This window comes from Cognatundibacterium rivi (assembly GCF_018139565.1).
In the GTDB taxonomy this organism is placed as follows: domain Bacteria; phylum Pseudomonadota; class Gammaproteobacteria; order Burkholderiales; family Burkholderiaceae_D; genus Undibacterium; species Undibacterium rivi.
Genome location: NZ_JAGSPK010000006.1, coordinates 274,837 through 299,175, shown reverse-complemented (window position 1 = coordinate 299,175; position 24,339 = coordinate 274,837). Strand labels below are relative to the sequence as shown.

Annotated in this window: 29 protein-coding genes; 6 read left to right on the top strand and 23 right to left on the bottom strand. The window is 52.7% G+C overall.

The features are described from left to right. Nucleotides 1–9: 9 nt before the first annotated feature. From KDM87_RS16415 to rpoH, 3 genes are all read left to right on the top strand, one after another. Nucleotides 10–684, top strand: a complete 675-nt coding sequence (locus tag KDM87_RS16415; protein WP_212680198.1) for a cell division ATP-binding protein FtsE — start codon at nucleotides 10–12, stop codon at nucleotides 682–684. 35 nt (nucleotides 685–719) lie between these two features. Beyond that, complete coding sequence (locus KDM87_RS16410; protein ID WP_212680197.1) at nucleotides 720–1,634, top strand: cell division protein FtsX; 915 nt, start codon at nucleotides 720–722, stop codon at nucleotides 1,632–1,634. Nucleotides 1,635–1,924: 290 nt separating this feature from the next. Further along, the gene (gene rpoH / locus KDM87_RS16405) at nucleotides 1,925–2,815 is read left to right on the top strand and encodes an RNA polymerase sigma factor RpoH (protein ID WP_212680196.1); all 891 of its coding nucleotides are present in this window, start codon (nucleotides 1,925–1,927) and stop codon (nucleotides 2,813–2,815) included. Between the two features lie 200 nt (nucleotides 2,816–3,015). Here the strand turns inward: rpoH and KDM87_RS16400 are convergent, their stop codons facing one another. From KDM87_RS16400 to KDM87_RS16380, 5 genes are read right to left on the bottom strand one after another with little or no spacing between them, the layout of a single operon-like run. Next, nucleotides 3,016–3,597 (bottom strand): SCO family protein, encoded by a 582-nt coding sequence (locus KDM87_RS16400; RefSeq protein WP_212680195.1) that lies wholly within the window; start codon nucleotides 3,595–3,597, stop codon nucleotides 3,016–3,018. Beyond that, nucleotides 3,594–4,478: a heme o synthase gene (gene cyoE, locus KDM87_RS16395; protein WP_186897727.1), complete on the bottom strand. Its 885-nt coding sequence runs from the start codon at nucleotides 4,476–4,478 to the stop codon at nucleotides 3,594–3,596. Before cyoE ends, KDM87_RS16400 begins: the two co-directional genes overlap by 4 nt. A gap of 5 nt (nucleotides 4,479–4,483) precedes the next feature. Further along, nucleotides 4,484–5,557 (bottom strand): COX15/CtaA family protein, encoded by a 1,074-nt coding sequence (locus KDM87_RS16390; RefSeq protein ID WP_212680194.1) that lies wholly within the window; start codon nucleotides 5,555–5,557, stop codon nucleotides 4,484–4,486. A 3-nt stretch (nucleotides 5,558–5,560) separates the two neighbouring features. Next, entirely contained in the window at nucleotides 5,561–6,100 is a 540-nt protein-coding gene (locus tag KDM87_RS16385) for an SCO family protein (RefSeq protein WP_230407838.1), read from the bottom strand. A 46-nt stretch (nucleotides 6,101–6,146) separates the two neighbouring features. Next, nucleotides 6,147–6,875: an SURF1 family protein gene (locus tag KDM87_RS16380; protein WP_212680192.1), complete on the bottom strand. Its 729-nt coding sequence runs from the start codon at nucleotides 6,873–6,875 to the stop codon at nucleotides 6,147–6,149. Between the two features lie 59 nt (nucleotides 6,876–6,934). Between KDM87_RS16380 and KDM87_RS16375 the strand changes: the two genes are divergently transcribed. Continuing rightward, the gene (locus tag KDM87_RS16375; protein ID WP_186884463.1) at nucleotides 6,935–7,135 is read left to right on the top strand and encodes a twin transmembrane helix small protein; all 201 of its coding nucleotides are present in this window, start codon (nucleotides 6,935–6,937) and stop codon (nucleotides 7,133–7,135) included. An 87-nt stretch (nucleotides 7,136–7,222) separates the two neighbouring features. Here KDM87_RS16375 and KDM87_RS16370 read toward each other — a convergent pair whose 3' ends face one another. The 7 genes from KDM87_RS16370 to KDM87_RS16340 all read right to left on the bottom strand — a co-directional run bounded on the left by KDM87_RS16370 (nucleotide 7,223) and on the right by KDM87_RS16340 (nucleotide 13,033). Beyond that, complete coding sequence (locus KDM87_RS16370; RefSeq protein WP_212680191.1) at nucleotides 7,223–8,083, bottom strand: cytochrome c oxidase subunit 3; 861 nt, start codon at nucleotides 8,081–8,083, stop codon at nucleotides 7,223–7,225. 39 nt (nucleotides 8,084–8,122) lie between these two features. Then, entirely contained in the window at nucleotides 8,123–8,338 is a 216-nt protein-coding gene (locus KDM87_RS16365; protein ID WP_212680190.1) for a DUF2970 domain-containing protein, read from the bottom strand. Beyond that, nucleotides 8,335–8,925 carry a cytochrome c oxidase assembly protein gene (locus KDM87_RS16360; protein ID WP_212680189.1) on the bottom strand — a complete coding sequence of 197 codons (591 nt, stop codon included), beginning with the start codon at nucleotides 8,923–8,925 and terminating at the stop codon, nucleotides 8,335–8,337. The genes KDM87_RS16365 and KDM87_RS16360 overlap by 4 nt, the downstream gene beginning before the upstream one ends. A 13-nt stretch (nucleotides 8,926–8,938) precedes the next feature. Then, nucleotides 8,939–9,046 carry a cytochrome oxidase small assembly protein gene (locus tag KDM87_RS16355; protein WP_212680188.1) on the bottom strand — a complete coding sequence of 36 codons (108 nt, stop codon included), beginning with the start codon at nucleotides 9,044–9,046 and terminating at the stop codon, nucleotides 8,939–8,941. A 49-nt stretch (nucleotides 9,047–9,095) separates the two neighbouring features. Next, nucleotides 9,096–10,691 carry a cytochrome c oxidase subunit I gene (gene ctaD / locus KDM87_RS16350; RefSeq protein WP_186884459.1) on the bottom strand — a complete coding sequence of 532 codons (1,596 nt, stop codon included), beginning with the start codon at nucleotides 10,689–10,691 and terminating at the stop codon, nucleotides 9,096–9,098. Between the two features lie 23 nt (nucleotides 10,692–10,714). Further along, nucleotides 10,715–11,887 (bottom strand): cytochrome c oxidase subunit II, encoded by a 1,173-nt coding sequence (coxB, locus tag KDM87_RS16345; protein WP_212680187.1) that lies wholly within the window; start codon nucleotides 11,885–11,887, stop codon nucleotides 10,715–10,717. Nucleotides 11,888–12,118: 231 nt separating this feature from the next. Continuing rightward, nucleotides 12,119–13,033 carry a methyltransferase domain-containing protein gene (locus tag KDM87_RS16340; RefSeq protein WP_212680186.1) on the bottom strand — a complete coding sequence of 305 codons (915 nt, stop codon included), beginning with the start codon at nucleotides 13,031–13,033 and terminating at the stop codon, nucleotides 12,119–12,121. Between the two features lie 89 nt (nucleotides 13,034–13,122). Here KDM87_RS16340 and KDM87_RS16335 point away from each other — a divergent pair, with 89 nt between their 5' ends. Both KDM87_RS16335 and trmL read left to right on the top strand, forming a co-directional pair. Continuing rightward, on the top strand, nucleotides 13,123–13,869 hold the full coding sequence (locus KDM87_RS16335; protein ID WP_230407831.1) for a phosphoribosyltransferase family protein: 747 nt from the start codon (nucleotides 13,123–13,125) through the stop codon (nucleotides 13,867–13,869). Nucleotides 13,870–13,878: 9 nt separating this feature from the next. Continuing rightward, a complete protein-coding gene (trmL, locus tag KDM87_RS16330) occupies nucleotides 13,879–14,349 on the top strand; it encodes a tRNA (uridine(34)/cytosine(34)/5-carboxymethylaminomethyluridine(34)-2'-O)-methyltransferase TrmL (RefSeq protein WP_212680185.1) in 471 nt (156 codons plus the stop codon). Nucleotides 14,350–14,396: 47 nt separating this feature from the next. Here trmL and rfaE2 read toward each other — a convergent pair whose 3' ends face one another. From rfaE2 to KDM87_RS16275, 11 genes are all read right to left on the bottom strand, one after another. Continuing rightward, nucleotides 14,397–14,876, bottom strand: a complete 480-nt coding sequence (gene rfaE2, locus KDM87_RS16325; protein WP_212680184.1) for a D-glycero-beta-D-manno-heptose 1-phosphate adenylyltransferase — start codon at nucleotides 14,874–14,876, stop codon at nucleotides 14,397–14,399. Nucleotides 14,877–15,017: 141 nt separating this feature from the next. Beyond that, nucleotides 15,018–15,950: a CysB family HTH-type transcriptional regulator gene (locus KDM87_RS16320; RefSeq protein WP_212680183.1), complete on the bottom strand. Its 933-nt coding sequence runs from the start codon at nucleotides 15,948–15,950 to the stop codon at nucleotides 15,018–15,020. 13 nt (nucleotides 15,951–15,963) lie between these two features. Then, a complete protein-coding gene (locus KDM87_RS16315) occupies nucleotides 15,964–17,028 on the bottom strand; it encodes a sulfate/molybdate ABC transporter ATP-binding protein (RefSeq protein WP_212680182.1) in 1,065 nt (354 codons plus the stop codon). Between the two features lie 15 nt (nucleotides 17,029–17,043). Continuing rightward, nucleotides 17,044–17,949 (bottom strand): sulfate ABC transporter permease subunit CysW, encoded by a 906-nt coding sequence (cysW, locus tag KDM87_RS16310; protein WP_212680181.1) that lies wholly within the window; start codon nucleotides 17,947–17,949, stop codon nucleotides 17,044–17,046. Further along, nucleotides 17,946–18,809, bottom strand: a complete 864-nt coding sequence (gene cysT / locus KDM87_RS16305) for a sulfate ABC transporter permease subunit CysT (protein ID WP_212680180.1) — start codon at nucleotides 18,807–18,809, stop codon at nucleotides 17,946–17,948. The genes cysW and cysT overlap by 4 nt, the downstream gene beginning before the upstream one ends. Before the next feature lie 150 nt (nucleotides 18,810–18,959). Further along, nucleotides 18,960–19,829 (bottom strand): EAL domain-containing protein, encoded by an 870-nt coding sequence (locus KDM87_RS16300; protein ID WP_212680179.1) that lies wholly within the window; start codon nucleotides 19,827–19,829, stop codon nucleotides 18,960–18,962. A 49-nt stretch (nucleotides 19,830–19,878) separates the two neighbouring features. Then, on the bottom strand, nucleotides 19,879–20,094 hold the full coding sequence (locus tag KDM87_RS16295) for a TOBE domain-containing protein (RefSeq protein WP_200179498.1): 216 nt from the start codon (nucleotides 20,092–20,094) through the stop codon (nucleotides 19,879–19,881). A 168-nt stretch (nucleotides 20,095–20,262) separates the two neighbouring features. Then, complete coding sequence (locus KDM87_RS16290) at nucleotides 20,263–21,195, bottom strand: ATP-binding cassette domain-containing protein (protein ID WP_212680234.1); 933 nt, start codon at nucleotides 21,193–21,195, stop codon at nucleotides 20,263–20,265. Next, nucleotides 21,195–22,091: an aliphatic sulfonate ABC transporter permease SsuC gene (gene ssuC, locus KDM87_RS16285; protein ID WP_212680178.1), complete on the bottom strand. Its 897-nt coding sequence runs from the start codon at nucleotides 22,089–22,091 to the stop codon at nucleotides 21,195–21,197. Before ssuC ends, KDM87_RS16290 begins: the two co-directional genes overlap by 1 nt. Before the next feature lie 9 nt (nucleotides 22,092–22,100). Further along, nucleotides 22,101–23,246 (bottom strand): FMNH2-dependent alkanesulfonate monooxygenase, encoded by a 1,146-nt coding sequence (ssuD, locus tag KDM87_RS16280; RefSeq protein WP_212680233.1) that lies wholly within the window; start codon nucleotides 23,244–23,246, stop codon nucleotides 22,101–22,103. Between the two features lie 19 nt (nucleotides 23,247–23,265). Next, complete coding sequence (locus tag KDM87_RS16275) at nucleotides 23,266–24,321, bottom strand: sulfonate ABC transporter substrate-binding protein (RefSeq protein ID WP_212680177.1); 1,056 nt, start codon at nucleotides 24,319–24,321, stop codon at nucleotides 23,266–23,268. Between the last annotated feature and the right edge of the window lie 18 nt (nucleotides 24,322–24,339).

The window sequence follows — 24,339 nt, the reverse complement described above, 5'->3', positions numbered from 1 at the left end:
GCAACGACCATGATCGAATTCGATAACGTCACTAAACAATATTCGCGTGATGCCTACGCTTTACGCGATATCTCTCTGACCATCCAGGATGGAGAACTCATTTTTCTGGCGGGGCCATCCGGTGCCGGGAAATCGACTTTATTAAAGATGATCGCAGGTATAGAAAAGCCGACCAGCGGCCATGTCATCGTCAATGGCCAGGACATCAGCAAGCTGAAAACCGGCAGCCTGCCGTATTTACGTCGTAAGCTCGGTCTGATTTTACAGGATCAGAAATTACTGACCGACCGCAGCGTTCTCGCCAACGTCATGTTGCCTCTGATTGTGACTGGCGCGGCCTCGGGTGAAGCGGAATCGCGCGCCTGTGTCGCACTCGAAAAAGTCGGCTTACTGGATAAAGCCAACGCCCTGCCGCTGGAACTCTCCGGCGGAGAACAACAGCGTGTTGCGATTGCGCGTGCAATCGTGAATCGTCCCAAGATTATTCTGGCCGACGAACCGACCGCGTTTCTGGACAGAGATAATGCGAATAAAGTGCTGAGCGCGTTGAAAGCATTCCAGAGTGCTGGCGTCACTTGTCTGATATCGAGTCACGACGAACAATTCCTGGATCAGGCCGACCGCGTGATCTATCTGAGCAATGGACAAATCTCGGATTCATGGACAACAGGCGCTGCCGCCTGATTGCCTCCTGATCTTACGCCTTCAAGGAAATCCCTATGACCATCTGGTTTCGTGAACATCTGTTTGCACTGAAAAGCGCATTCACCCACTTGCGTGCCGGTACCGGAAATTTCATTTTCAATGTGCTGGTAGTCGCGATCGCGCTGGCGCTGCCGATTGCGGGTCTGACGCTGATTGAAAATATCCGTCCTATCTCTTCACAGTTATCGATAGAACCGGAAATCAGTATTTTTCTGACGACTGACACGGCGCGTGAAAATGCAACGGCATTGTCGGTACCAATCAAGCGCCTGCTGAAAGACAGTAACATCAGCGGCAAACTGAGCTTTACACCAAAAGAAAAAGCGCTGGCAGCGATGCAGGATGCATCGAGTCTGGCAGAAGTGTTATCGACACTGGGCGGCAATCCCCTGCCGGATGCTTACGTGCTTTCGCTGTCGAATAATGACGCAGCAAAACTCGATAAACTGGTCGAACAACTGCAGGCCTTGCCCGATGTTGAGGTGGTTCAGGTTGACTCGGCCTGGGTTAAACGACTGGCTGCACTCGTGCAGATATTGCAGATAGGTTTGCTGTTTCTGGCAACGACACTGGGCGTCGTCGTGATTGTGGTCGTGTTTAACGCGACCCGTCTGCAAGTCATTTCGCATCAGGCTGAAATTTCCGTGACCCGTTTATTAGGTGCGACCAACAGCTTCATTCATCGCCCCTACTATTACACTGGCGCACTGCTAGGCCTGCTGGCGGGAAGTCTGGCGCTGGCTGGCATCGCTGCCTCGCTGCAACCACTGAATCAGGCCATTGCAGAATTTGCCAAATTGTATGCATCGGAATTCCGGCTGGTACCGCTGGGCATATTACCCAGCCTGATGTTGCTGGGTGTCAGCATGTTACTGGGTCTGGCAGGCGCTTATCTGTCCGTCCGCCGTCAACTGGCGCGAACAAACTGATACATAATGATTTGCAACTTTCCCAAAAATCGCTGCTCTAACCTCTTAGTTAAAGCGGAGTAAGAAAGCTGATTCCAGAAATTTCTGCAGAGTTACCGATGGCGAACCACTGGCAGCCATACTCGGCAAGTATCTGGAATACCCGCTTTTCCCTCTGACCTCATCTTAATGAAATCATCATTTTCACGAGAATTAGCACTCTTCTCAAGAGAGTGCTAATATTAGGAAATAGTACGTTTGTTCAGAGTTATTTTTTTGCTCGGACTGCAGTAATTGAGAGGAACAACACAATGACTTCAAGACAACTTATTCCTGTAACAGACAGCACAGCGCTGGCACTCGGCTTTACAGGTACGCTGGGCAATATTGACGCTTATATTTCTGCGGTCAATCGCCTGCCTATGCTGACGCATGAAGAAGAAATCGATCTGGCGACCCGCCTGCGTGACAATAATGACCTGTCTGCTGCGCAACAGATGGTGATGTCGCATCTGCGTCTGGTTGTATCCATTGCCCGTGGCTACCTCGGCTATGGCTTGCCACACGCCGATCTGATTCAGGAAGGCAATATCGGCCTGATGAAAGCAGTCAAACGCTTTGACCCTGATCAGGGTGTGCGTCTGGTGTCGTATGCGATGCACTGGATTAAAGCCGAAATGCACGAGTACATTCTGAAAAACTGGCGTTTAGTTAAAGTGGCGACAACCAAAGCGCAACGCAAACTGTTTTTCAATCTGCGCAGCCACAAAGAAGGTCTGGAAACCATGTCGCCGAAGCAAATTGATGCACTGGCGAAGACTCTCGATGTGAAACGCGAAGAAGTGATCGAAATGGAAATGCGTCTGTCTGGCCGCGATATCGCGCTGGATGCACCTACCGATGATGATGACGATAAATTCGCACCGATCGCTTATCTGAAAACAGAATCAGAAGAGCCGACGCAGGTATTGGAATCACGCCAGTATGATCGTTTGCAAAGCGAAGGACTGGAATCAGCGTTGTCAAAACTGGATGCGCGTTCACGTCATATTATCGAATCGCGCTGGTTGAAAAATGACGACGGTTCTGGCGCGACACTGCACGAACTGGCAGATGAATACGGTGTTTCCGCCGAACGTATCCGTCAGATTGAAAGTGCAGCGCTGAAAAAAATGAAAGGTGCGCTGGTCAGCTTTTCCTGATCAGACCGCGCATGAAAAAAGGCACTCTGCGGAGTGCCTTTTTTTTATTGTTTATCCTCTGAAAATCAATAAATAGGGGGAGTATCTGCCATTTTTCACCTAATGTCCTTGAAAACAGTGGGCGTTTAAATATACTCCCCCCAGTATATTTAAGGCTCAGCAGGCCGTTTTATATGCCCGCGTCAGCCAGTTCAGCAAAATTACTTCAGCAACAGTTTTAAATCGTGAACGATAGGTTCAGCACCCTGGCCGTGCCGCAGGAATAAACGCAGGCGGCCTTCCGTGTCAAAAACATAGCTGCCCGCCGTATGATCCATGGTGTAACTGGTCGGTGTTTTGCCGTCCACTTTCTGGTAATACACTTTGAAGTCTTTCGCCACTTTTGCCGTCGCTGCGGCATCGCCATACAAGCCGAGGAAGCGCGGATCAAAGTTCGGCACATACGCCGCCATCAATGCCTGCGTATCGCGTTCAGGGTCTATCGTGACGAACAAGACTTGCACCTTCTCTGCCTGTGGTCCCATTTTCTGCATCACATTCGCCATCTCCACCATCGTGGTCGGGCAAACATCAGGACACTGGGTATAACCAAAGAACATCACCACCAGCTTGCCGCGAAAATCTTTCAGTGTCCTGGCCTTGCCATTGTGATCAGTGAGGGAAAAATCCTGCGCATAATCGAGCCCGGTGAGGTCCGTGTTATTGAATTTTTCTCCGGGTTTGCCGCAAGCCGCCAGCCCTGCGATCAGAGCGCAGGCGAATAATTTTTTGAGTAAGTTCATAGTCGTATGTAGTGATCAACCAGCAGCGCCGCAAACAGCAGTGACAGGTAAATGATCGAATAAGCGAATGTTTTGCGGGCGAGAATATCGTTGTAATTGCGATAAATCCGCCATGCGTACCAGAGAAAAATCGCCCCGAGGATGACGGCACTGACCAGATAAATCAGGCCGCTCATCTGCACGGCATAAGGCAACATCGTCGTCGCGAATAAAGCGATGGTGTACAACCAGATGTGAAAACGGGTGAATTCAGGGCCATGCGTAATCGGCAGCATAGGCAGGCCTGAGCGCGCGTAGTCATCACGCCGGTACATCGCCAGCGCCCAGAAATGCGGCGGCGTCCAGACAAAAATGATCATCACCAGCAACCACGCTTGCATAGGAACATCGTTTGCCACCGCGGCCCAGCCGAGCGCCGGCGGCATCGCGCCAGACAAGCCGCCAATCACAATATTTTGCGGCGTCGCTGGCTTCAGAATGATGGTGTACACCACGGCATAACCGACAAAAGTCGTAAATGTAAGCCACATCGTTAGCGGATTCACCAGCGTGTACAACACCCACATCCCGGCACCACCGATCACACCTGAAAACAATAAGGTCTGAGATGCACTGATTTCACCAGCGGCTGTGGCGCGGCGCGCGGTACGCGCCATGCGCGAATCGATCTCGCGCTCGACCAGGCAATTCACCGCAAAAGCGGCACCCGCCAACAGCCAGATCCCTATGGTCGCGGCAACCACAACACGCCAGTCGGGTAAATCAGGTGTGGCCAGAAACATGCCGATGACGGCACAAAACACCGCCAGCTGAGTTACGCGCGGTTTGGTCAGAGCCCAGTATTGAGCAAAACGGTTGGAGGTCAGGCTTATTGTCGTCATATCAATCAGTGTGTGGCAATCAGTTTCGTCTGCCTGACCCTGTAGTTTAACATGGTCAGCAACAGCACTAAGGTGGCCGCCCCACCGTTATGCAATACCGCCAGCAACAAGGGCCAGGAAAAAAAGACAGTCGAAACGCCGATCAAAAATTGTGCTGCAATCGCCAGCATGAGTTGGCGCCCCAGACGTTCGACTCCGGGTAAGTGCATGGCGCGCCACGCAACTATCGCGACCACAACCGAGACCAGCAGAGCAAAATTACGGTGCACCCAATGAATAGCGACCAAAGCCGTAAATGGCAGATAATCGCCACTCACGGTCTGCCCCAGTTGACGCCACAAACTGAATCCGTGCTCAAAATCCATCGTCGGTATCACCGCACCGTTACACAAGGGATAATCGTGGCAAGCCAAGGCTGCGTAGTTGGTACTAACCCAGCCACCCAAAGCAATCTGCATAAAGAGTAAGACTAAGGCAAGCATCGCAGGCCAGCGCAGCGCAGCTACCTGCGCCGTCCGAATGACATGCGTCTGACTGTACTGCTGCAGGGACGCCGATAACAGCGCCAGCAAGCCCATCCCCAGTAACAGATGCGTGGTCACGATCACCGGCTGCAGTTTTAAGGTCACCGTCCACGCGCCGAATGCCCCCTGCAGACAAACAAACACCAACAAAAAGCTGGCCAGCCACGGCGAAATGCCGGTCGTATGACGTCGCCGCCACGCAAGAACAACCTGAGCAATGATCAGTACGCCGACACTCATCGCCAGATAACGGTGAATCATTTCTATCCAGGCTTTTTGCAAGCTCACCGGGCCATGCGGCATCGCCGCCTCTGCTGCGCGGATATCGGCATGCGATTGCAAAGGATTTGCCTGACCATAGCAGCCCGGCCAGTCAGGGCAACCGAGGCCGGAATCCGTCAGCCGGGTAAAGGCACCGAACATGATCAGTTCAAACGTCAGCGCCACAGTCACCGCAATCAGCTTGCGGTGTTTGTTGGTGTCACGCGACCAGAATACGACCGACAAAGGCAAAACGGCGACACATAAACCTATCAGAGCGAGTTGTAAAAACATGAATCAACCTATCGCCGACGCACGTAACAGCTTGCTGATATCTTTTTTGATTTTGTTCGGATCGGCATTTTTCGGGAAACGCATCATCAGATTTCCAAGTGGATCGATCATATAAATGTGATCGCTGATCTGATTGCCATCTTCGGTCGGCAACCATTTTCTGAGCGCATCCGCATCACCTTTCAGCACATGCATGCCATCGTATTCGCGCAGTAACAAAGTATCGACAGGTTGCTCGTCAATGACTGCCCAGACCCGTTCAATTCGATCCATTTCCTTGCCCTGCGCGAGTCTCAGTTGGCGCAAGTCATACAGTTTTTTCTGACATCCGGTATCGCACGAACCGCTGCTGATCGTCAGCATGATCCATTTGCCGCGATACGCCATCAAGCCCTTCTGTTTATCCACCTTATCAGCATCCGTCGTACCGAGTAAGCGTGCGTGCAGCTCCGGCATAGGATACAGACGCGGGTCCAGTATCGTGCCGTAATTGGTTCTGCCTTCCGGCTTGATCACATAGTAAGCGAGATAAGACGCTATCATCGGTGCGGCACAAACGGCCAGCACGATAAATAATTTCCAGCGTCCTTTAATTTTTTGATTCTGCGTTTTTTCCACGACGTATTCCTGTCACTACAAAAAAAATCCCTGCCATTAACGACAAGGCATACCACTGAAATGCATATCCTTTGTGTTTATCAATCCCCAGCGAAGGTGCAGGCCAATCGCGTTGCAGATGGTCTTCCGCTGGCGACGTCTGCTCGACGATCAAAGGATAAAATGCTAATCCGGTTTCCGTCGCAAGGCTGGCAATCTCCAGATTCTGCAAAATCGCACCGGGCTTATACGGCTCAGGCTGCCCCAGTTGCATGACACGATCCAGATGCTCTTTGACAATACCCTGAATTTCTATCGTACCTGACGGCGTGAGCAAGTGCGGCAACGCTGTTCTGTCCTGCGGGTTTCTGGCCTGCCAGCCACGCGCAATCAACACATGCCGCCGGCTGCCCTCAAGCTTAAATGGCATCAATACATACATGCCTGCCCTGCCTTGCATAGGGCGATTATCCAGATACATGGGCCAGGTATCGAGAAACTGACCGCGCAACATCACCTTGCTGAAGGGTTGCAATTGCTCTTCCGGAGTATCGCTGCGCCATTGCGTGGCAGCGCTGTGCATGCGTTCCGCCGTCGTTGCGGCAATCGCTTCTTTTTCGGCAGCACGCCGGCTTTGCCACATGCCCAGATTCAGCCCGAGAATGACCACAGCCACGGTAGCAATAAAAGGTAATAGTCTGAATTGAAAAGAAACAGGCATGAAAAGCATTACAATAAGAAATTGATCAATCCGGCATCACATTTAGTCAAAGAATCAGTATGAAAATTCTCGTCGCCATTGCTTTTTTCCTCATCATCTTCAGCATGGGATCGGCATTAGTTTATCTGATGAAAGACAAAGGGCGCAGCAACCGCACTGTTAAGGCACTCGCGTTCCGTGTCGGCTTTTCCATCAGCTTGTTTATCCTGATATTACTGGCCAATCATTTCGGGCTGATTCAACCAACCGGTATCAGATAATTCAGCGACAGCTTTACCGATAAAAAAGCCGCAACAAGTGTGCGGCTTTTTTATTTGAAAACGAATCAGCTCAGTCTGCTGCGCGCATCAGAGCCAGTAGACAACGACGTACAATCCCAGCCAGACCACGTCAACAAAGTGCCAGTACCACGCTGCACCTTCAAACGCAAAATGCTGTTCTGGTGTGAAATGCCCCTTCAGAACACGGTACAAAACTACCGACAACATGATCGCACCCATCGTCACATGGAAGCCGTGGAAACCGGTCAGCATGAAGAAAGTTGAACCATAAATACCGGAGGTCAGTTTCAGGTTCAGTTCGCTGTAAGCGTGCATGTACTCGTATACCTGGAAGCCCATAAACACCGCGCCCAGCAAGACGGTTGCTGCCAGCCAGAACGCCGTGGTGCCACGGTGCCCGGCACGCAGAGCATGATGCGATATCGTCAGTGTCACACCGGAAGTCAGCAGCAATGCGGTATTAATCGTCGGGATAGGAAATGGCCCCATCGTTTTAAATGCTTCAACCGTACCAGCAGGGCCAGCATTACCCCACTGCGCTGAAAAATCCGGCCACAATACTTTGTGATCCAGATCTGCCAGCCATGGCATGGAAATACTGCGGGCATAAAACAATGCGCCGAAAAAAGCGGCAAAGAACATGACTTCTGAAAAAATGAACCAGCTCATGCTCCAGCGATAAGAAACATCAATGCGGGCGCTGTATTTGCCGCTTTCGGATTCGGCAATCGCGTCACCAAACCAGTTATACAACACCACCAGCGTCAGAAAAACACCCGCAAAGTTGACGTAAGAGCCCCAGCTCACCGCATTCACCCAGGCAGATGCGCCTATCATGGTCAGCAACAAGGAGGCTCCCGCCAGCACCGGCCACTTTGACGGTCCAGGCACGAAGTAATAAGGGGCTTTCGCGTTTGAAGTACTCATTTCCATCTCCCGATACATTTGAATGTACTACTCGAATTATTATTTTGCGACGACAGACTTAACGACCAGCACCAGTACGAAAATGAAAATCAGGGCACCGATGATGCCCGCGATAATCACATGCACCGGATTCAGATGCGCGGCGTCCTGCTCGTAATCGTTTTTCTTACGGATACCCAGAAATGACCAGAACACCGCTTTCATCGTCGCCAGAAACGATACCTTGCGTTGCGTCGCCTGCTTCAGATCATTCATGTTTTTCCTTGTGCTCCTGAACTTGCTACCTTGCTCTTGCCACCGACTTCAAAAAACGTATATGACAAGGTGATGGTTTTCACGTCTTTCGGCAACGCGGGGTCAATGTAAAACACCACTGGCATTTGCCGTGCCTCGTTCGCATTCAGCGTCTGCTGCTGAAAACAAAAACACTCCATCTTTTTGAAGTAATTACTTGCCTGCTGCGGTGCATAGCTCGGTATTGCCTGCGCATCCATCTTGTAAGGCTGCTTGTTCACCACCTCATAAACAACTTGCGTCATTTCACCCGGATGCACCTTGATGCTGGCAACCGTAGGGCGGAAACGCCAGGGCCCTTGTGTGTTCGCATCAAACTCCACGGTGATTTCACGCGTTTTGTCGATTTGAGAATTGCTGACTTCCTTTAACGAAATATCCTTCGGTGTCAGGATATTCACGCCGGTCAATTCACAAATCTGTTTGTAAATCGGTACCAGCGCATAGCCAAAACCAAACATCATGACCGCGATCAGCAGCAGCTTGCCAAACATTCTGGCATTCAGCTGACGCGCTTCGGTTTTCGTGTTTTCGTCTGATCCGGACATCAGGTATTCCGCTTCACCGCAATAAACCCTGTTTGACAAACACGCCGATAAAGAAGATCAACGCGACAGAAAGCAGGATCAATGCAGTGCGTAAGTTGTTAGGTTTGTTGTCGTTGTTCATTTTTATTCAGAGGTGCCGGAAAATTATCCGGCACCTCTGCCTTTAATCATTATTTAACGACAGGAGGTTCTTCAAAGGTATGGAACGGTGCCGGACTTGGCACTGTCCATTCCAGCCCTTCTGCTCCTTCCCATGGTTTTGCCGGCGCAGCTTTGCCACCTCTGATCGAAGGAATCACGACCGCCAGAATGAAATACACCTGCATCAGACCGAAACCAAACGCGCCGACTGACGCAACCGTATTCCAGTCAGTAAATTGCGCCGGATAATCTGCATAACGACGTGGCATCCCGGCCAGCCCCAGGAAATGCATAGGAAAGAAGGTGATGTTAAAAGTGATCAGCGACAACCAGAAATGAATCTGACCGCGGGTTTCGTTGTACATGAAGCCTGTCCATTTCGGGCTCCAGTAGTAGTAACCCGCGAACAAAGCAAACAGGGAACCGGCAACCAGCACATAATGGAAATGCGCGACCACGTAGTAGGTATCCTGTAACTGAATATCAATCGGCGTCACGGCCAGTATCAGCCCGGTAAAGCCACCGATGGTAAAGACGAAAATGAAACCAACCGCAAACAACATCGGTGTTTCGAAAGTCATCGAGCCCTTCCACATCGTCGCCACCCAGTTAAATACTTTCACACCGGTAGGAACCGAAATCAGCATGGTGGCATACATGAAGAACAACTGCGCCGTCACTGGCATACCGGTTGTAAACATGTGGTGCGCCCAGACGATAAACGACAGGATCGCAATAGATGCAGTTGCATACACCATCGATGCATAGCCGAACAAAGGCTTGCGCGCAAATGCAGGCACGATCTGCGAAATAATACCGAAAGCAGGCAAAATCATGATGTACACCTCTGGATGTCCGAAGAACCAGAAAATGTGTTGATACATCACAGGGTCACCGCCACCGGCAGCGTTGAAGAAGGACGTGCCGAAATGACGGTCAGTCAGGGTCATGGTGATCGCACCAGCCAATACCGGCATCACCGCGATCAGCAGGTAAGCAGTAATTAACCAGGTCCAGCAGAACATCGGCATTTTCATCAGCGTCATGCCTGGAGCGCGCATGTTCAGAATCGTAGTGATGATGTTGATCGAGCCCATGATGGATGATGCACCCATAATGTGGACTGCGAAAATCGCCATGTCCATACCAGGTCCCATTTGTGTCGACAGCGGTGCGTACAGCGTCCAGCCTGCGGCGGTTGCACCACCCGGTACCCAGAATGACGACACCAGCAGAATCGCAGCGGGCGGCATCAGCCAGAATGAGAAGTTATTCATCCGCGCAAATGCCATGTCGGATGCACCGATTTGCAGCGGAATCATCCAGTTGGCGAAACCAACGAATGCCGGCATGATCGCGCCGAACACCATGATCAGACCATGCATGGTCGTCAGTTGGTTAAAGAATTCAGGTTGCACCAATTGCAGCCCGGGCTGAAATAACTCAGCGCGGATAATCAGGGCAAGAACACCGCCTGATAACAGCATCGTGAAGGCAAACCATAAATACAGACTACCGATATCTTTATGATTGGTGGCAAACAACCAGCGGCGGAAACCATGAGGATGGTCGTGCGCGTGGTCGTGCGAATGATCGTGAGCGTGATCAACAGTTGTGGTGCTCATCTTGTCTCCTGTTTCCGGTACGTTTACTTACGCGCAGCCAGAACTTCAGCTGGTTGGACGATATTTTCAGCAGCTTTGTTAGACCAGCTGTTGCGGGTATAAGTGATAACAGCCGCGATTTCCGTGTCGGACAAAGTGGATTTCCAAGATGGCATCGCATTTTTACCGTTCAACAAAATACCGACCTGATCCACTTTGACGCCATTGACGATCAGCGATCCATCTAACGCAGGGAATGCACCCGGAACACCTTTACCAGTCGCCTGATGGCAGGCAACACAGTTAGCCGCATAGACTTTCTCGCCACGCTGTTTTAACTCATCGCCCGTCCAGACCTTACTCGGATCATCCGCTTTGGCAGCCATTTCTTTTTTCTTGGTATCGACCCATTTTTTATAGTCGTCGTCAGAAACCACATTCACGACGATAGGCATAAATGCATGTTCTTTACCGCACAGCTCAACGCACTGACCGCGATAGACACCAATTTTTTCTGCTTTGAACCAGGTATCGCGAACGAAGCCGGGAATCGCATCCTGCTTCACACCGAAAGCTGGAATCGTCCATGAGTGAATCACGTCATTAGCTGTCGTGATAATGCGTACTTTTTTATTCACAGGAACCACGACCTGATTATCGACTTCGAGCAAATAATTGTCGCCACGGGCTTCGGTCGGCGCAACGCCGGGAGAGCCAACCTGGGTGCGGGGTGTGGACAAGGTCGATAAGAAAGAAATGCCTTCGCCTTCACCTTTCAGATAGTCATAACCCCATTTCCACTGCATACCAGTGGCTTTAATTGTAATGTCGGCGTTTGAAGTATCTTTCATCGCCACGACTGTTTTGGTCGCTGGCAGCGCCATGCCGATCACAATCAGAAAAGGCACAACAGTCCATGCGATTTCAACAGTGGTACTTTCATGGAAGGAAGCTGCCTTGTGGCCGAGAGATTTCCTGTGTTTCAGGATGGAGTAAAACATGACTCCGAAAACGGCGACAAAGATAACCAGACAGATAACCAGCATCAGGTTATGTATCGAGTAAATTTGTTCCGCTATTTGTGTGACAGGTGTTTGCAAATTTAACTGGCGTACCGCCGGTCCACCCTGGCTGTCGACCACTGCCCACGCGGGCAGTCCTGCCGCCAGGAGCGAGGCACCCAGCATGAACGACTTTAATCGCTTTCCATGTTTCATGATATCCCCAAAACCCCGTTTAGAATTCTTATGAATTTGTCGTACCAGGACGCGGAATATTGTTACAAAGTGCGTGCTGGCAACTTCTACAACGTCGTGAGTATAAGGTGTAACTTAAAAGGATATCAAGCAGAATACAAACAAGAAATCAATGATCTGGCGCAAATGAAACAACGAATAATAGTGCTTGCTTATCACTTTAAGATGCTTCTTTAATCCAGATCAAACAAATTACGGTCGTTTCTTAGGTAAATCGAAACGGACGATAGATTCGCCTGCTGCCGTTTTCTTATTGACCGGTTTGAAAGCGTGCCCGTAAACGACTTCAAAACTCAGAGCAATACGGCCATCGGCAGCGCGTTGCTGCTCCAGCGCACTCAGCATCGCCTGATGTGCATGCTTTCCGCTGAGCCCCTGACGACGGCTCAGCAACGGATTGCCGCCAAGCGCCCGCACGTCGGCCAGCAACTTCCCGGTATCCTGATACGTCAGCGTGATTTTTTCCATATCCATGACAGGCGTGGAAAAACCGGCATTCACCAGCATGTCACCAAAATCATGCATATCGACAAAAGGCAGGGTATGCGGAAACTCATCAACATCCGCATATGCCTGGCGTAATTCTTTCAGAGTGTCCGGCCCGAAGCATGAAAACATCAGCAAACCATCGGTGCGCAAGGCCCGGCGCCATTCAGCGAACACCAGATCGGGTTGCGGATGCCAGTGCAAGGCCAGATTCGACCAGATCAGATCAAGTGACTGCGATGGCAAAGGTAATTTAGCAAAATCGCCACAAATCAGATTGGCACCCTGCTCGCCACGTAAAGCGGCCGGTGTTAATTTTGCAAACAAACGGCCAACCGCGCTCATCGCTGCCCGTTGTTGCTCCTGTATCTCTGCCAGCATCGCCGGTGCGGCATCCAGCGCCAGCACTTGCGCTCCGGCGTACATACGCTGAAACTCAGCGACATCAGCGCCAACACCACAACCAGCGTCAAGTATCTGCGCAGGTGTGATCCGCACCAATTCCAGTTTTTCGCGCATACGCCCGGCGATCTCCCGACGTAAAAAATCAGATCCCGCGATTTTTGCCGGATGGGAAAACAGCTGACGAACCAGCCGTGTGTCGATAGGTGCACTGAGCATAAGGAAAACGATCTTGACGTCTGTTTGAATGAGATAATGCGGGAGTTTACACGCTTGTGATTATGGCCGCTGCATGAAGGCGCAAACGCATGATGTACTTACAGCAAATATGGCGTAAAAGCTGGCAAGCTTCCTTGGCACAACTGCTGCCGTGCAGTTGTGCTTTATGTCATGCCCAGAACCGGGATGTCATTTGCGAACAATGCCTGACCAGCTATTTTCCGCGCGACCTATGCCGCTGCGAACAATGTGGTTTAGTCATGCCGCCGGGCGCCAATACGCCGCGTTGCGGTGACTGCCTGCAAAATCCACCCGCGTTCGACAACACCATCGTCGCCTGCGACTATGAAGCGCCGCAAGACCGTCTGGTACTGTCATTAAAATTCGGCCATCATCTGGCGCTCGCCCCGGTGTTTGCAGCGATGCTGCGCGATGCGATTCTGCACCAGCAGCATCAGGAGTTGCCGGATTGGCTCTGCGTTGTTCCGTTAAGCCACAATCGGCTGACAGAACGTGGATTCAATCAGGCACTGGAAATAGCCAGACCACTGGCGCTACATCTGGGTATCCCCTTGCATCCGCAGGCATTGCGCAAAACCCGGGAAACCGCCAAACAAAGCAGCCTTGCGCCCGACGCGCGGATGCGCAACGTGAAAAATGCCTTTGTCCCTGACGATCAGCTGTTGCAAACCATCAAAGGCAGGCATATCGGTATCGTCGATGATGTCATCACCACTGGCATGACCCTGCACGAAATCGCTACAATGCTGAAACGTTTTGGCGCACGCAAAGTCAGCAATTATGTTTTTGCCCGCACCCCACATCATATTTATTAAGGAAACACCTTGTTTCACGTCGTCCTCGTAGAACCTGAAATTCCGCCGAATACCGGCAATATCATCCGCTTATGCGCCAATACCGGAGCACAACTACATCTGATAGAACCGCTGGGTTTTCCACTCGACGACAGCAAGATGAAACGCGCAGGTCTTGATTATCACGATTATGCGACGATGAAAGTGCATAAAAACTGGGAAGCGTTTCTGGCCAGTGAACAACCTGATGCGCAAAGAATGTTTGCCATGACCACGCATGGCTCGACGGCATTTTCCAGCGTCGCATTTCAGCCCGGCGATTATTTCGTCTTTGGTGCAGAAACCCGCGGACTCGCAACCGAACTACGTGAATCTTTTCCGCTCAGTCAGCGCATACGCTTGCCGATGCGGCCAGACAATCGCAGCCTGAATCTGTCGAATACCGTCGCCGTCGTTATTTACGAAGCCTGGCGCCAAAACGGCTTTGTCGGCGGCGCCTGACCTGAGAAAAACGGTGTCCGGCGTTACAGAAATGCCGGACGCCGGTGTCAGGTCTGCGCCCGCACTTTCGCCAGTAACTTGCTGGTGGAACGATCGTGTTCAAAGTCAATCGCTGCTACCTGACCACCATACGCCAGCACTGCCTGCCCTTCCGGAATCGCACTCATATCGTAATCGCCACCTTTGACATAAATATCCGGATGCGCGCTAAGTACGGCTTCCAACGCGGTATCTTCATCGAAATCCACCACCAGGCTGACCGCTTCTAATGCCGCAACCACGGCCATGCGATCAGCACAGGTGTTCACCGGGCGGTCATCGCCTTTACCCAGTCGTCTGACCGAAGCATCCGTATTCAGTGCCACCACCAGCGACGCGCCGTGTTCTCTGGCCTGAGCCAGATACGTGACGTGACCACGATGCAAAATATCAAAGACACCATTCGTCATCACCACGGGTTTGGGCAATGCCGCAACACGTTCGGCCAATGCAGCACGGGTACAGATCTTTTGTTCAAATTGAGGCATACGAATTCATTCAGAAAAAGAACGGCGCAAAAAAAATAGCCGCTGGAAAAGCGGCCATTGTACACGGCGTCTTTCAGCCTTCACGCTTCAGACACGCAATCGGTTTTTACGCGGGCCGCATAAGCGACACCCGGTGGCAAATCAGTTATTGTCAGCGTCTGCAATTGCTTTACGTATGTCTTCCTTACTCAGTGCCGGTGCAAACTGACGGATAAAATCATAGGTATAGGTGCGCAAATACGCGCCGCGCCGTACCGCCAGCCGCGTCACATTCGGCGTGAATAAATGATCGGCAGCGATAGTGCGCAAGCCATTGGTGCGATTCGTTTCTATCGCCATCGACGCCACAATACCCACGCCCAGTCCAAGCGCGACATATTGCTGAATCACGTCAGAATCCATCGCGGTCAGCACGATGTCGGTACGCAGACCGGCATCCAGAAAAGCTGCATCAATATGACCGCGACCAGTGAAGCCGACGTCATACGTTATCAGTGGATAATTCGCCAGATCCTCCAGCGTCAGCGTTTCTTTACGCAATAGCGGATGACCTTCCGGCACAACAATCACGTGATTCCATTCGTAGCATGGGAATGACACCAGATCCTTGAATTGCGATAAACCCTCAGTTGCAATACCGATATCGGCTTTGCCTGACATCACCCATTCGGCGATGTGTTCCGGCGAGCTTTGTTGCAGAGCGATGCGTACTTCCGGAAACGCCTGACGGAATTGCTGCACCACTTTCGGCAGCACATAGCGCGCCTGCGTATGCGTGGTCGCAATCGCCAGCGTGCCTTTGGTCTGATCGGAATATTCGCTGCCGGCCTGATGCAGATTTTCAGCTTCCAGCAGCAGACGTTCTATGATGGGAAGGATGCCTTTTCCGGGCTCAGTCAGACCAGTCAGGCGTTTGCCATTGCGTTCAAAAATATCCACGCCCAGCTCTTCTTCCAGCTCGCGGATCTGGCGGCTGACGCCCGGTTGTGAAGTGAACAGCACATTCGCTACTTCGGTCAGATTAAAGCCGCGTCGGGATGCTTCTCTGATCGAGCGTAATTGTTGAAAATTCATAGTCAGTCTCCGCTCATTGGTTATCGACAAAGACGTGCAAGCGCTTAGGTCTGACCACCAGCGCCTCACCGACTTTCAGTTGTAATTGCAGATAGCGTTCGCTTGATATCATCGCTTCGACCAGATCGCCGTTATCGTCGCGTTCCATTTCCAGTTGCGCCAGCGGGCCTATGCTGTGCACGCGCCGCAATTGCACGACCAGCCCTTCGGCACCGGGCGCGTAGCGGTCGATCTCAAATTCATGCGGACGCACATACGCCGTACCGAATGCATCTTTGGTATCTGCATGGCCCGGCGCTTCAAATGGCACGCCACCGGCATCGAGTATGCCTTCGTGAATACGGCCGCGGAAAAGGTTCACGTTCCCCAGAAAGCCATATACAAACGGTGTCGCCGGATGCTGATACACCTCGGCAGGTGCACCGACCTGTTCGACCTGCCCCTGATTCATCAGCACAATCTTGTCGGCAACTTCCAGCGCTTCTTCCTGATCATGCGTGACAAAAATACTGGTCACATGCAGCTCGTCATGCAGACGACGCAACCAGCGGCGCAGCTCTTTACGCACCTTCGCATCGAGCGCGCCGAAAGGCTCGTCGAGCAGCAGCACGCGCGGCTCCACGGCAAGTGCGCGCGCCAGCGCGATACGCTGCCGCTGACCGCCGGACAACTGCGGCGGGTAACGGTCTGCCAGCCAGTCCAGCTGCACCAGTTCCAGCAGCTTCGTGACTTTTTCTTTGATCTGCGCTTCAGAAGGCCGCACGTTTTTTGCCTTCACCCGCAAACCGAATGCGATGTTTTCAAATATCGTCATGTGCTTGAACAAGGCATAGTGCTGAAACACAAAACCAACCTGACGATCACGCACATGCTGTTGCGAGGCGTCCTGACCATCGAGCAAGACCTGGCCGCTATCGGCAAATTCCAGACCGGCGATGATACGCAGTAAAGTCGTTTTACCGCAGCCGGATGGCCCTAACAAGGCCGTCAGTTCGCCATCGGGAAAATCCAGCGAGACATTATTCAGCGCGGTAAACTGACCAAAACGTTTATTTAATTGATGAACGGCGATACTCATGATTTTCGCTCCGGCTTATTCTTCAGAAATGGGGGCGCGACTCTCATTGGTGCGCCATTCAACGATCGTTTTTAATGCCAGCGTCAGCAAGGCCAGCAAGGTCAGCAATGAAGCCACTGCAAACGCTGCTACGAAGTTGTATTCGTTGTATAAAATTTCGACCTGCAAAGGCATGGTGTTGGTCTCGCCGCGAATGTGGCCGGACACCACCGACACCGCGCCGAACTCGCCCATCGCCCGCGCATTACACAGGATCACGCCATACAGCAAACCCCATTTAATATTCGGCAAAGTCACATGCCAGAAGGTTTGCCAGCCCGATGCACCCAGCACCAGCGCCGCTTCTTCTTCCTCACTGCCCTGCGCCTGCATCAATGGAATCAGCTCGCGCGCCACAAACGGAAAAGTCACAAAAATCGTTGCCAGTACGATGCCCGGAACTGCGAACAGAATCTTGATATCGTGATCGCGCAACCATTCGCCAAACCAGCCCTGCGCGCCGAACAGCAACACATACACCAGACCCGAAATCACCGGCGACACGGAAAACGGCAAATCGATCAGCGTCAGTAAAACGCTCTTGCCGCGAAACTCGAATTTGGCAATTGTCCAGGCGGCGGCAACGCCGAAAATCAGATTCAGCGGTACGGCAATACCCGCCGCAATCAGCGTCAATTTAATCGCCGATAAAGCATCCGGTTCGACAATGGCTTCCAGATACACCTGCCAGCCTTTTTTTAAGGCTTCGGCAAATACCGCCGCCAGCGGTACAAATAAAAACAGACTCAGAAACGCGAAGGCAATCAATGTCAGCGTGACGCGTATCCACAAGGGTTCCAGCGTGGCTGCCGGATTGATCGCAGGCTCGGCGCGGCGTTGTGCGGAGACCGCTGAAGGTGCTGCAATACTGGTCGTGCTCATGATTCTTTTCCTCCCTGCCGGCTGCGCGTCCATGCCTGCAAAGCATTGATCGACAGCAGCAAAACAAACGACAGCAACAACATCACAACCGCAATGGCGGTGGCACCGGCGTAATCGTATTGTTCCAATTTAGTGATCATGAACAGCGGTGTGATTTCTGAAATCATCGGCATATTGCCGGCGATAAAAATCACCGAGCCGTATTCGCCAGTCGCCCGCGCAAACGCAAGTGCAAAGCCCGTCAGCATCGCAGGCAATATCGTCGGGAAAATCACCCGTGTGAACACTTGCCAATGGCTGGCACCCAGACTCAGCGCGGCTTCTTCGAGCTCTTTTTCGGCTTCTTCGAGCACCGGTTGCACCGTGCGCACCACAAAAGGCAAGCCGATAAATGTCAGCGCGATCAAAATTCCTAAAGGCGTGAACGCGACTTTGATGCCCAGCGGCGTCAGTAATTTGCCTATCCAGCCATTCGGCGCGTACAAGGTCGCCAGCGTGATACCGGCGACAGCGGTCGGCAAGGCAAACGGCAGATCGACCAGCGCATCAATCAGCCGCTTACCGGGAAATTGATAGCGCACCAGCACCCAGGCCACGATGCCGCCAAACAGCACGTTGATCAGCGCCGCCAGAAAAGACGCACCGAAAGTCAGACGATACGATGCCATGACACGATCAGACGTTACGGTTTCCCAGAACGCTGGCCAGGTCATGGTGAAGGTTTTGAGAAAGACCGCAGAAAGTGGGATTAAGACAATCAACGCGAGGTAAAACAGGGTAAATCCCAGCGACAGATGAAAACCGGGAAGCACACGTTTACTGGTCGGTTGACCGCCTGTTGCAATTGCAGCAGATGCCATAGTCAGCCTTTATTACTGATTCAACTAAAGATGGCAAATATTGGCAGGATTTTGATATAAGAAAAACGAATTTTTTGTTATGTCCTTAGATGATAAACACATATAGTCAGGCCGCCGCTACCCATCATGCGGCAAGCTGAGGCGTGCTGATCAGGCCGGCAGTTCAGCCGCAGTCGTCGCAATCGTCGAGGTTGTATGCGATGCGGCGCTTGGCAACTCCGTCGCTGGTCCGACCAGCGTTGCTCTCGGCAAGTCAAACAAAAATCCCTGCACCAGATACGGGCTTGCCGTGTCGTTTGCCTGTTGCAGCGACAAAAAGCGCGCTTCGTTTTCTATGCGCCGGAAAATGATGTGGCACTGCGCCTGATCGGCGCGTTGCAGCAAGCTGATCTGCGCAGACGCATGATTGGCGGCGCTGATATCGAGCTTGATCGCGTCAGGGCGTATGCGATCAAGTAAATCACCCGCTTGCTCCAATGTGCTGGCATTCACGCCGATGCGAAAACCGTTGCGGCGGTAATTCTCAGCGACATGCGTCAGCACCCAGCGCTGGCTTGGTGTGATCAGCGGCAATTGCAGAATAATCTGTTCATGCGGTAATTCCAGCGCATCAAGTATCCGCCGGAAAGCCATGCCGTGATTGCCTTCCACCGCAGCCAGCAAACGGCTGTGCACGCTCAGATACAAATCCAGTCCCGGCTCTGGCGACTGACGATAAAAATTCAGCGTATGCAACAAGCGGCACAGACGATCCAGCTCCACCGATTCATCATCATTCGCGACGTATTCCAGCAGCTTCCAGATATTGAGCCCCTGATCGCCGGGATCATAGCTGCGGGCATAGGCTTCATACGCAACGACCTGATGATCCTCACCCGAACGTATCGCCTGAAACGCACTGGTCAGGCTGGCGTTGAAATAGCGCCCGCGCGCACGCCCCTGCTCGTCCAGCCACAAATGACTGCTGGCCGTGGAGTGACGCAGGCGGCTCAGATAATTGTGTAAATTCAGATGATGCATATTTCCTCCTTTCAGCGGCCACGCGGTGTGATACGCCGGACGCCGTCAGTTACAGTTTCGCGATCGAGACTTCAGTCGCTTTCACCAACGCCACCACCTCGCTGCCGACGACCAGATTCAGATCGCGGATAGAGCGCGTCGTGATCACCGAAGTCACGATGCCCGCCGGGGTTTCGACATCGACTTCAGAGACAACATCGCCTTCGATAATTGCTTTGATTTTGCCGCGGAACTGGTTACGTACATTAATCGCCTGAATTGTCATTTTTCTTCCTTTTTGATGCGGATTTTGATGCGGAAAATATCCCGAAAAACAGATACTCCCCCTCTTTTTTAATAAAAAACCCTTAATGTCTGTGAATTCATTGGGCTCTGAAACATACTCCCCCGGAGTATTTTTATACTGATTTGATGCTGCCAGCAGAGCTGAGACCTAAATCGCCCAGGTCACCTGGTTGACCGTGCGCATCAGCGACACATCGCCGAGCTCCGCATCCGGCTGTTGCGCGGGGCGCTGTAACACCCGCGCCAGTATCTGTTCTTCCAGCGCGGCAAAGAGCGGGTTGCCACGCGCGCGCGGTCGCGGCAGATCGACTTTCTGATCCAGCGTGATCTGACCGTCTTCAATCAGAATCACACGATCAGCCAGCGCAATCGCTTCCTGCACATCATGCGTGACCAGCAAAGCAGTGAAACCGCGCTGTTGCCAGAGTTGCTCTATCAGGCTTTGCATCTCAATGCGCGTTAAGGCATCGAGTGCGCCCAGCGGCTCATCCAGCAATAACAGGGTCGGTTCATGCACCAGCGCTCTGGCCAGCGCAACTCGCTGCCGCTGCCCGCCGGACAATACCGATGGCCAGTCACCGGCGCGCTCAGCCAGTGCGACCTTGTTCAGCGCCGCCAGCGCATCATTGCGACGACCGCGCAAACCAAGCCCGACGTTATCGAGTACCGATTTCCACGGCAGCAAGCGCGAATCCTGAAACATCACGCGGGTTTCCGGACGCGCATTGTTTTGCCCGCCCTGCGCAAAATCCAGGCGGCCGCCGTCGGCTTTTTCCAGCCCGGCAATCAAGCGCAGCAAGGTGCTTTTCCCGCAGCCACTGCGCCCGATCACCGCCACAAATTCTCCGGCTTGCACATCGAGCTGCAGCGACTTCAGAACGCTGCGGCCGTTATAGGATTTTTGTAAATGCCGGACATGAATCGCCGTACCGGCTTGCGGTGTCCGCTGCGGCAAATGTGCAGGATTCCACTCTGATGTGTCATTCGCGCTGCCGGCATGACTGATGCCATCGTCCAGCTCTTGCCTGAGCGCGGCGATACGCGCCACCGCTGGTGAAGGTGAATATAAAATGTCCGGCATCATGCAGGCTTTCTCTGGTAACCCGGATGCCAGCGCAGCCAGTAATGTTCAAGTGCGCGCGACAAGACGTCGGCGATTTTTCCCAGCAGGGCGTACAACAAAATCCCCACCAGCACGACATCAGTCTGCAAAAATTCACGCGCATTCATGGTCATGTAACCGATGCCTGCCTGCGCCGAAATGGTTTCAGCGACGATCAGCAAAACCCACACCAGCCCCAACGCAAAACGCACGCCGACCAGTATCGATGGCAAAGCGCCCGGCAAAATCACATCACGGTATAAAGCCCAGCCCGATAAACCATAGCTGCGCGCCATTTCTATCAAACCCTGATCCACCGAACGTATGCCGTGAAACGTATTCAGGTACACCGGGAAAAACACGCCGACTGACACCAGAAACAGCTTCGCGGTTTCATCAATCCCAAACCATAAAATCACCAGCGGTATCAGCGCCAGCGCCGGGATATTACGTATCATCTGCAGACTGGTATCGAGCAGGGTTTCCGCGCTGCGGAAGGTGCCGGTCAGCAGACCGAGCAATAAGCCGAGGCCGCCGCCAATCACAAAGCCCGACACTGCGCGCCACAAACTGGTTTTCGCGTGAATAAAAATCTCACCGGAAATGCTCAGATTCCAGAACGCTTTCGCGACTGCCAGCGGCTCCGGCAGAATGCGGCTCGATAACCAGCCCTGTTGCGCCGATACCTGCCAGATCACCAGCAATAACAGCGGCACCGCCCAAGGTGCGAATGCCTGCAACAAACGCACGACATGCTGACGCCACGGCGTGGCGGGGCGCGCCGATTCGCGGCGTCGGAAGGTCTGCGACAAGTCGTCTGCAAGCCCGGCGAATTCATTGAACTCATTGATCTCAGTTATAAGCGGCGACGCCATGCTGTGCTCCTAGCTTTGCGAAACCTGTGGCGCAATCGAATTGGCGATCACTTCGCCAAACGGTCCGGTGAGCGAACTCGTGACACGCGGCACCGATTTTCCTATCAGCGGAAAGACCAGTTCGGCAAAGCGATACGATTCTTCCAGATGCGGATAGCCGGAAAAAATAAAGGTCTCGATACCGAGCGCCGCATATTCTTTAATCCGTGCCGCCACGGTTTCCGGATCACCGACCAGCGCCGTTCCGGCACCGCCGCGCACCAGCCCGACACCCGCCCACAAATTCGGTGAGACTTCGAGTTTGTCGCGCTTGCCGCCGTGCAGCGCCGTCATCCTTTGCTGACCGACCGAATCCATCTTCGCAAACGCTTTCTGCGCCCGCGCAATCACCTCATCATCAACATAACGGATCAGATCATTCGCTGCCGCCCAGGCTTCTTCATTGGTTTCACGCACGATCACATGCAGGCGGATACCAAAGCGCAAAGTGCGGCCATGCCTGGCGGCGCGTGCGCGCATATCAGCGATTTTTTCAGCGACGGCCGCAGGCGGTTCGCCCCAGGTCAGATAGACGTCAACCTGTTCCGCTGCGAGCTCGTGCGCGGGTGCCGATGAGCCGCCGAAATACAAAGGCGGATGCGGCTTTTGCACCGGTGGATATAAGGTCTTCGCACCTTTCACGGTCAGATGTTTACCGCTGAAATCAAAACCGGCATCACCACCTTCACCGCCCAGCGATGCGCGCCAGATACGCAGAAATTCTTCAGTGATTTCATAGCGTTTTTCATGATCAGCAAACACACCATCGGCTTCAAGTTCGCCCTGATCACCACCGGTAACGATATTCACCAGTAAGCGCCCGTTCGATAAACGATCAAAGGTCGATGCCATGCGAACCGCTAACCCGGGGCTGCTGAGTCCGGGACGGACTGCGACCAGAAATTTCAGCTTTTTCGTCGCACTGATCAGGCTGGATGCAACGACCCAGGCATCTTCGCAAGAGCGCCCAGTCGGCAGCAGCACACCGTCGTAACCCTGCGTGTCCGCCGCCACCGCGATTTGCCGCAGATAGTCGTAATTGATGTCGCGCGCACCGTGGCTGGTGCCGAGATAACGCGTATCGCCGTGAGTAGGTATAAACCAGAATATATTCAAGCTCATCGCATTTCTTTCTTTATTTCAGGACAGATGCTTTAGCGCCAGATGGCAACCAGACCGCATCGCGCACGCTGATGCGTTTAGGAATCAGCTTCAGATCGGCAAAGCTGTCTGCAATGCTTTGCTGTTCCTGAATCACGGCTTCCGATAAAGGTTTCACGCCATAAGAAAAACGGCCAACGGACAATTCGACAATCGATGGTTCCAGCCCGATCTGCACGGAAAGAATTGCAGCAGTGGCTTTAATATTTTTCGCGCTCCAGTCGCCGGTCTTGCCGATTTCTTCCAGAATCAGACTGATGATGGCGGGATGTTTTTGTGCATACGAACGCGAAGCGAGATAGAACTGGTGATTGCTGACAGCGCCTTTGCCGTCGGCCAGCACGCGTGCGCCGAGCTGTTTTTCAGCGGCAGCCAGAAACGGATCCCAGATCGCCCAGGCATCGACACTGCCGCGCTCAAATGCAGCACGTGCATCGGCAGGAGCAAGAAACACGACGTCCACATCTTTGTAGGCAAGCCCGGCTTTTTCCAGTAATTTCACCAGCAGGTAATGCACATTAGAACCTTTGTTGAGCACAATTTTCTTGCCCTTCAGGTCAGCTACCGATTTCAGTGCAGAGCCTTTCGGTACGACGATTGCTTCACCCGCAGGCGCCGCAGGTTCATTGCCGACATACAGCAAATCGGCACCGGCCGCCTGTGCGAAAATCGGTGGAGCTTCGCCAGTAGTACCGAAATCAACACTGCCGACATTCAGGCCTTCCAGCAATTGCGGCCCCGCCGGAAACTCTATCCATTTCACTTCCACGCCGAGTGGTGCAAGGCGTTTTTCAAGACTGGCATTACCTTTCAGCACAGTCAGCGTGCCGTATTTCTGATAACCAATACGCAGCACACCTTTCGCTGCACTGTTCTGTGCATGCGCGATGTTCTGACCACCAGCGGCAACGAGTGCCGCCAATGTCAGCACGCCTGTCAACACACGACGGCGCAGCGCATTGGTTTTTTTCACCTGCTCAACGTAACGTGTATAGCGCTGATGTGCATTACTATTCTGATGTTCACTCATTTCATTTCCTCGATTGAT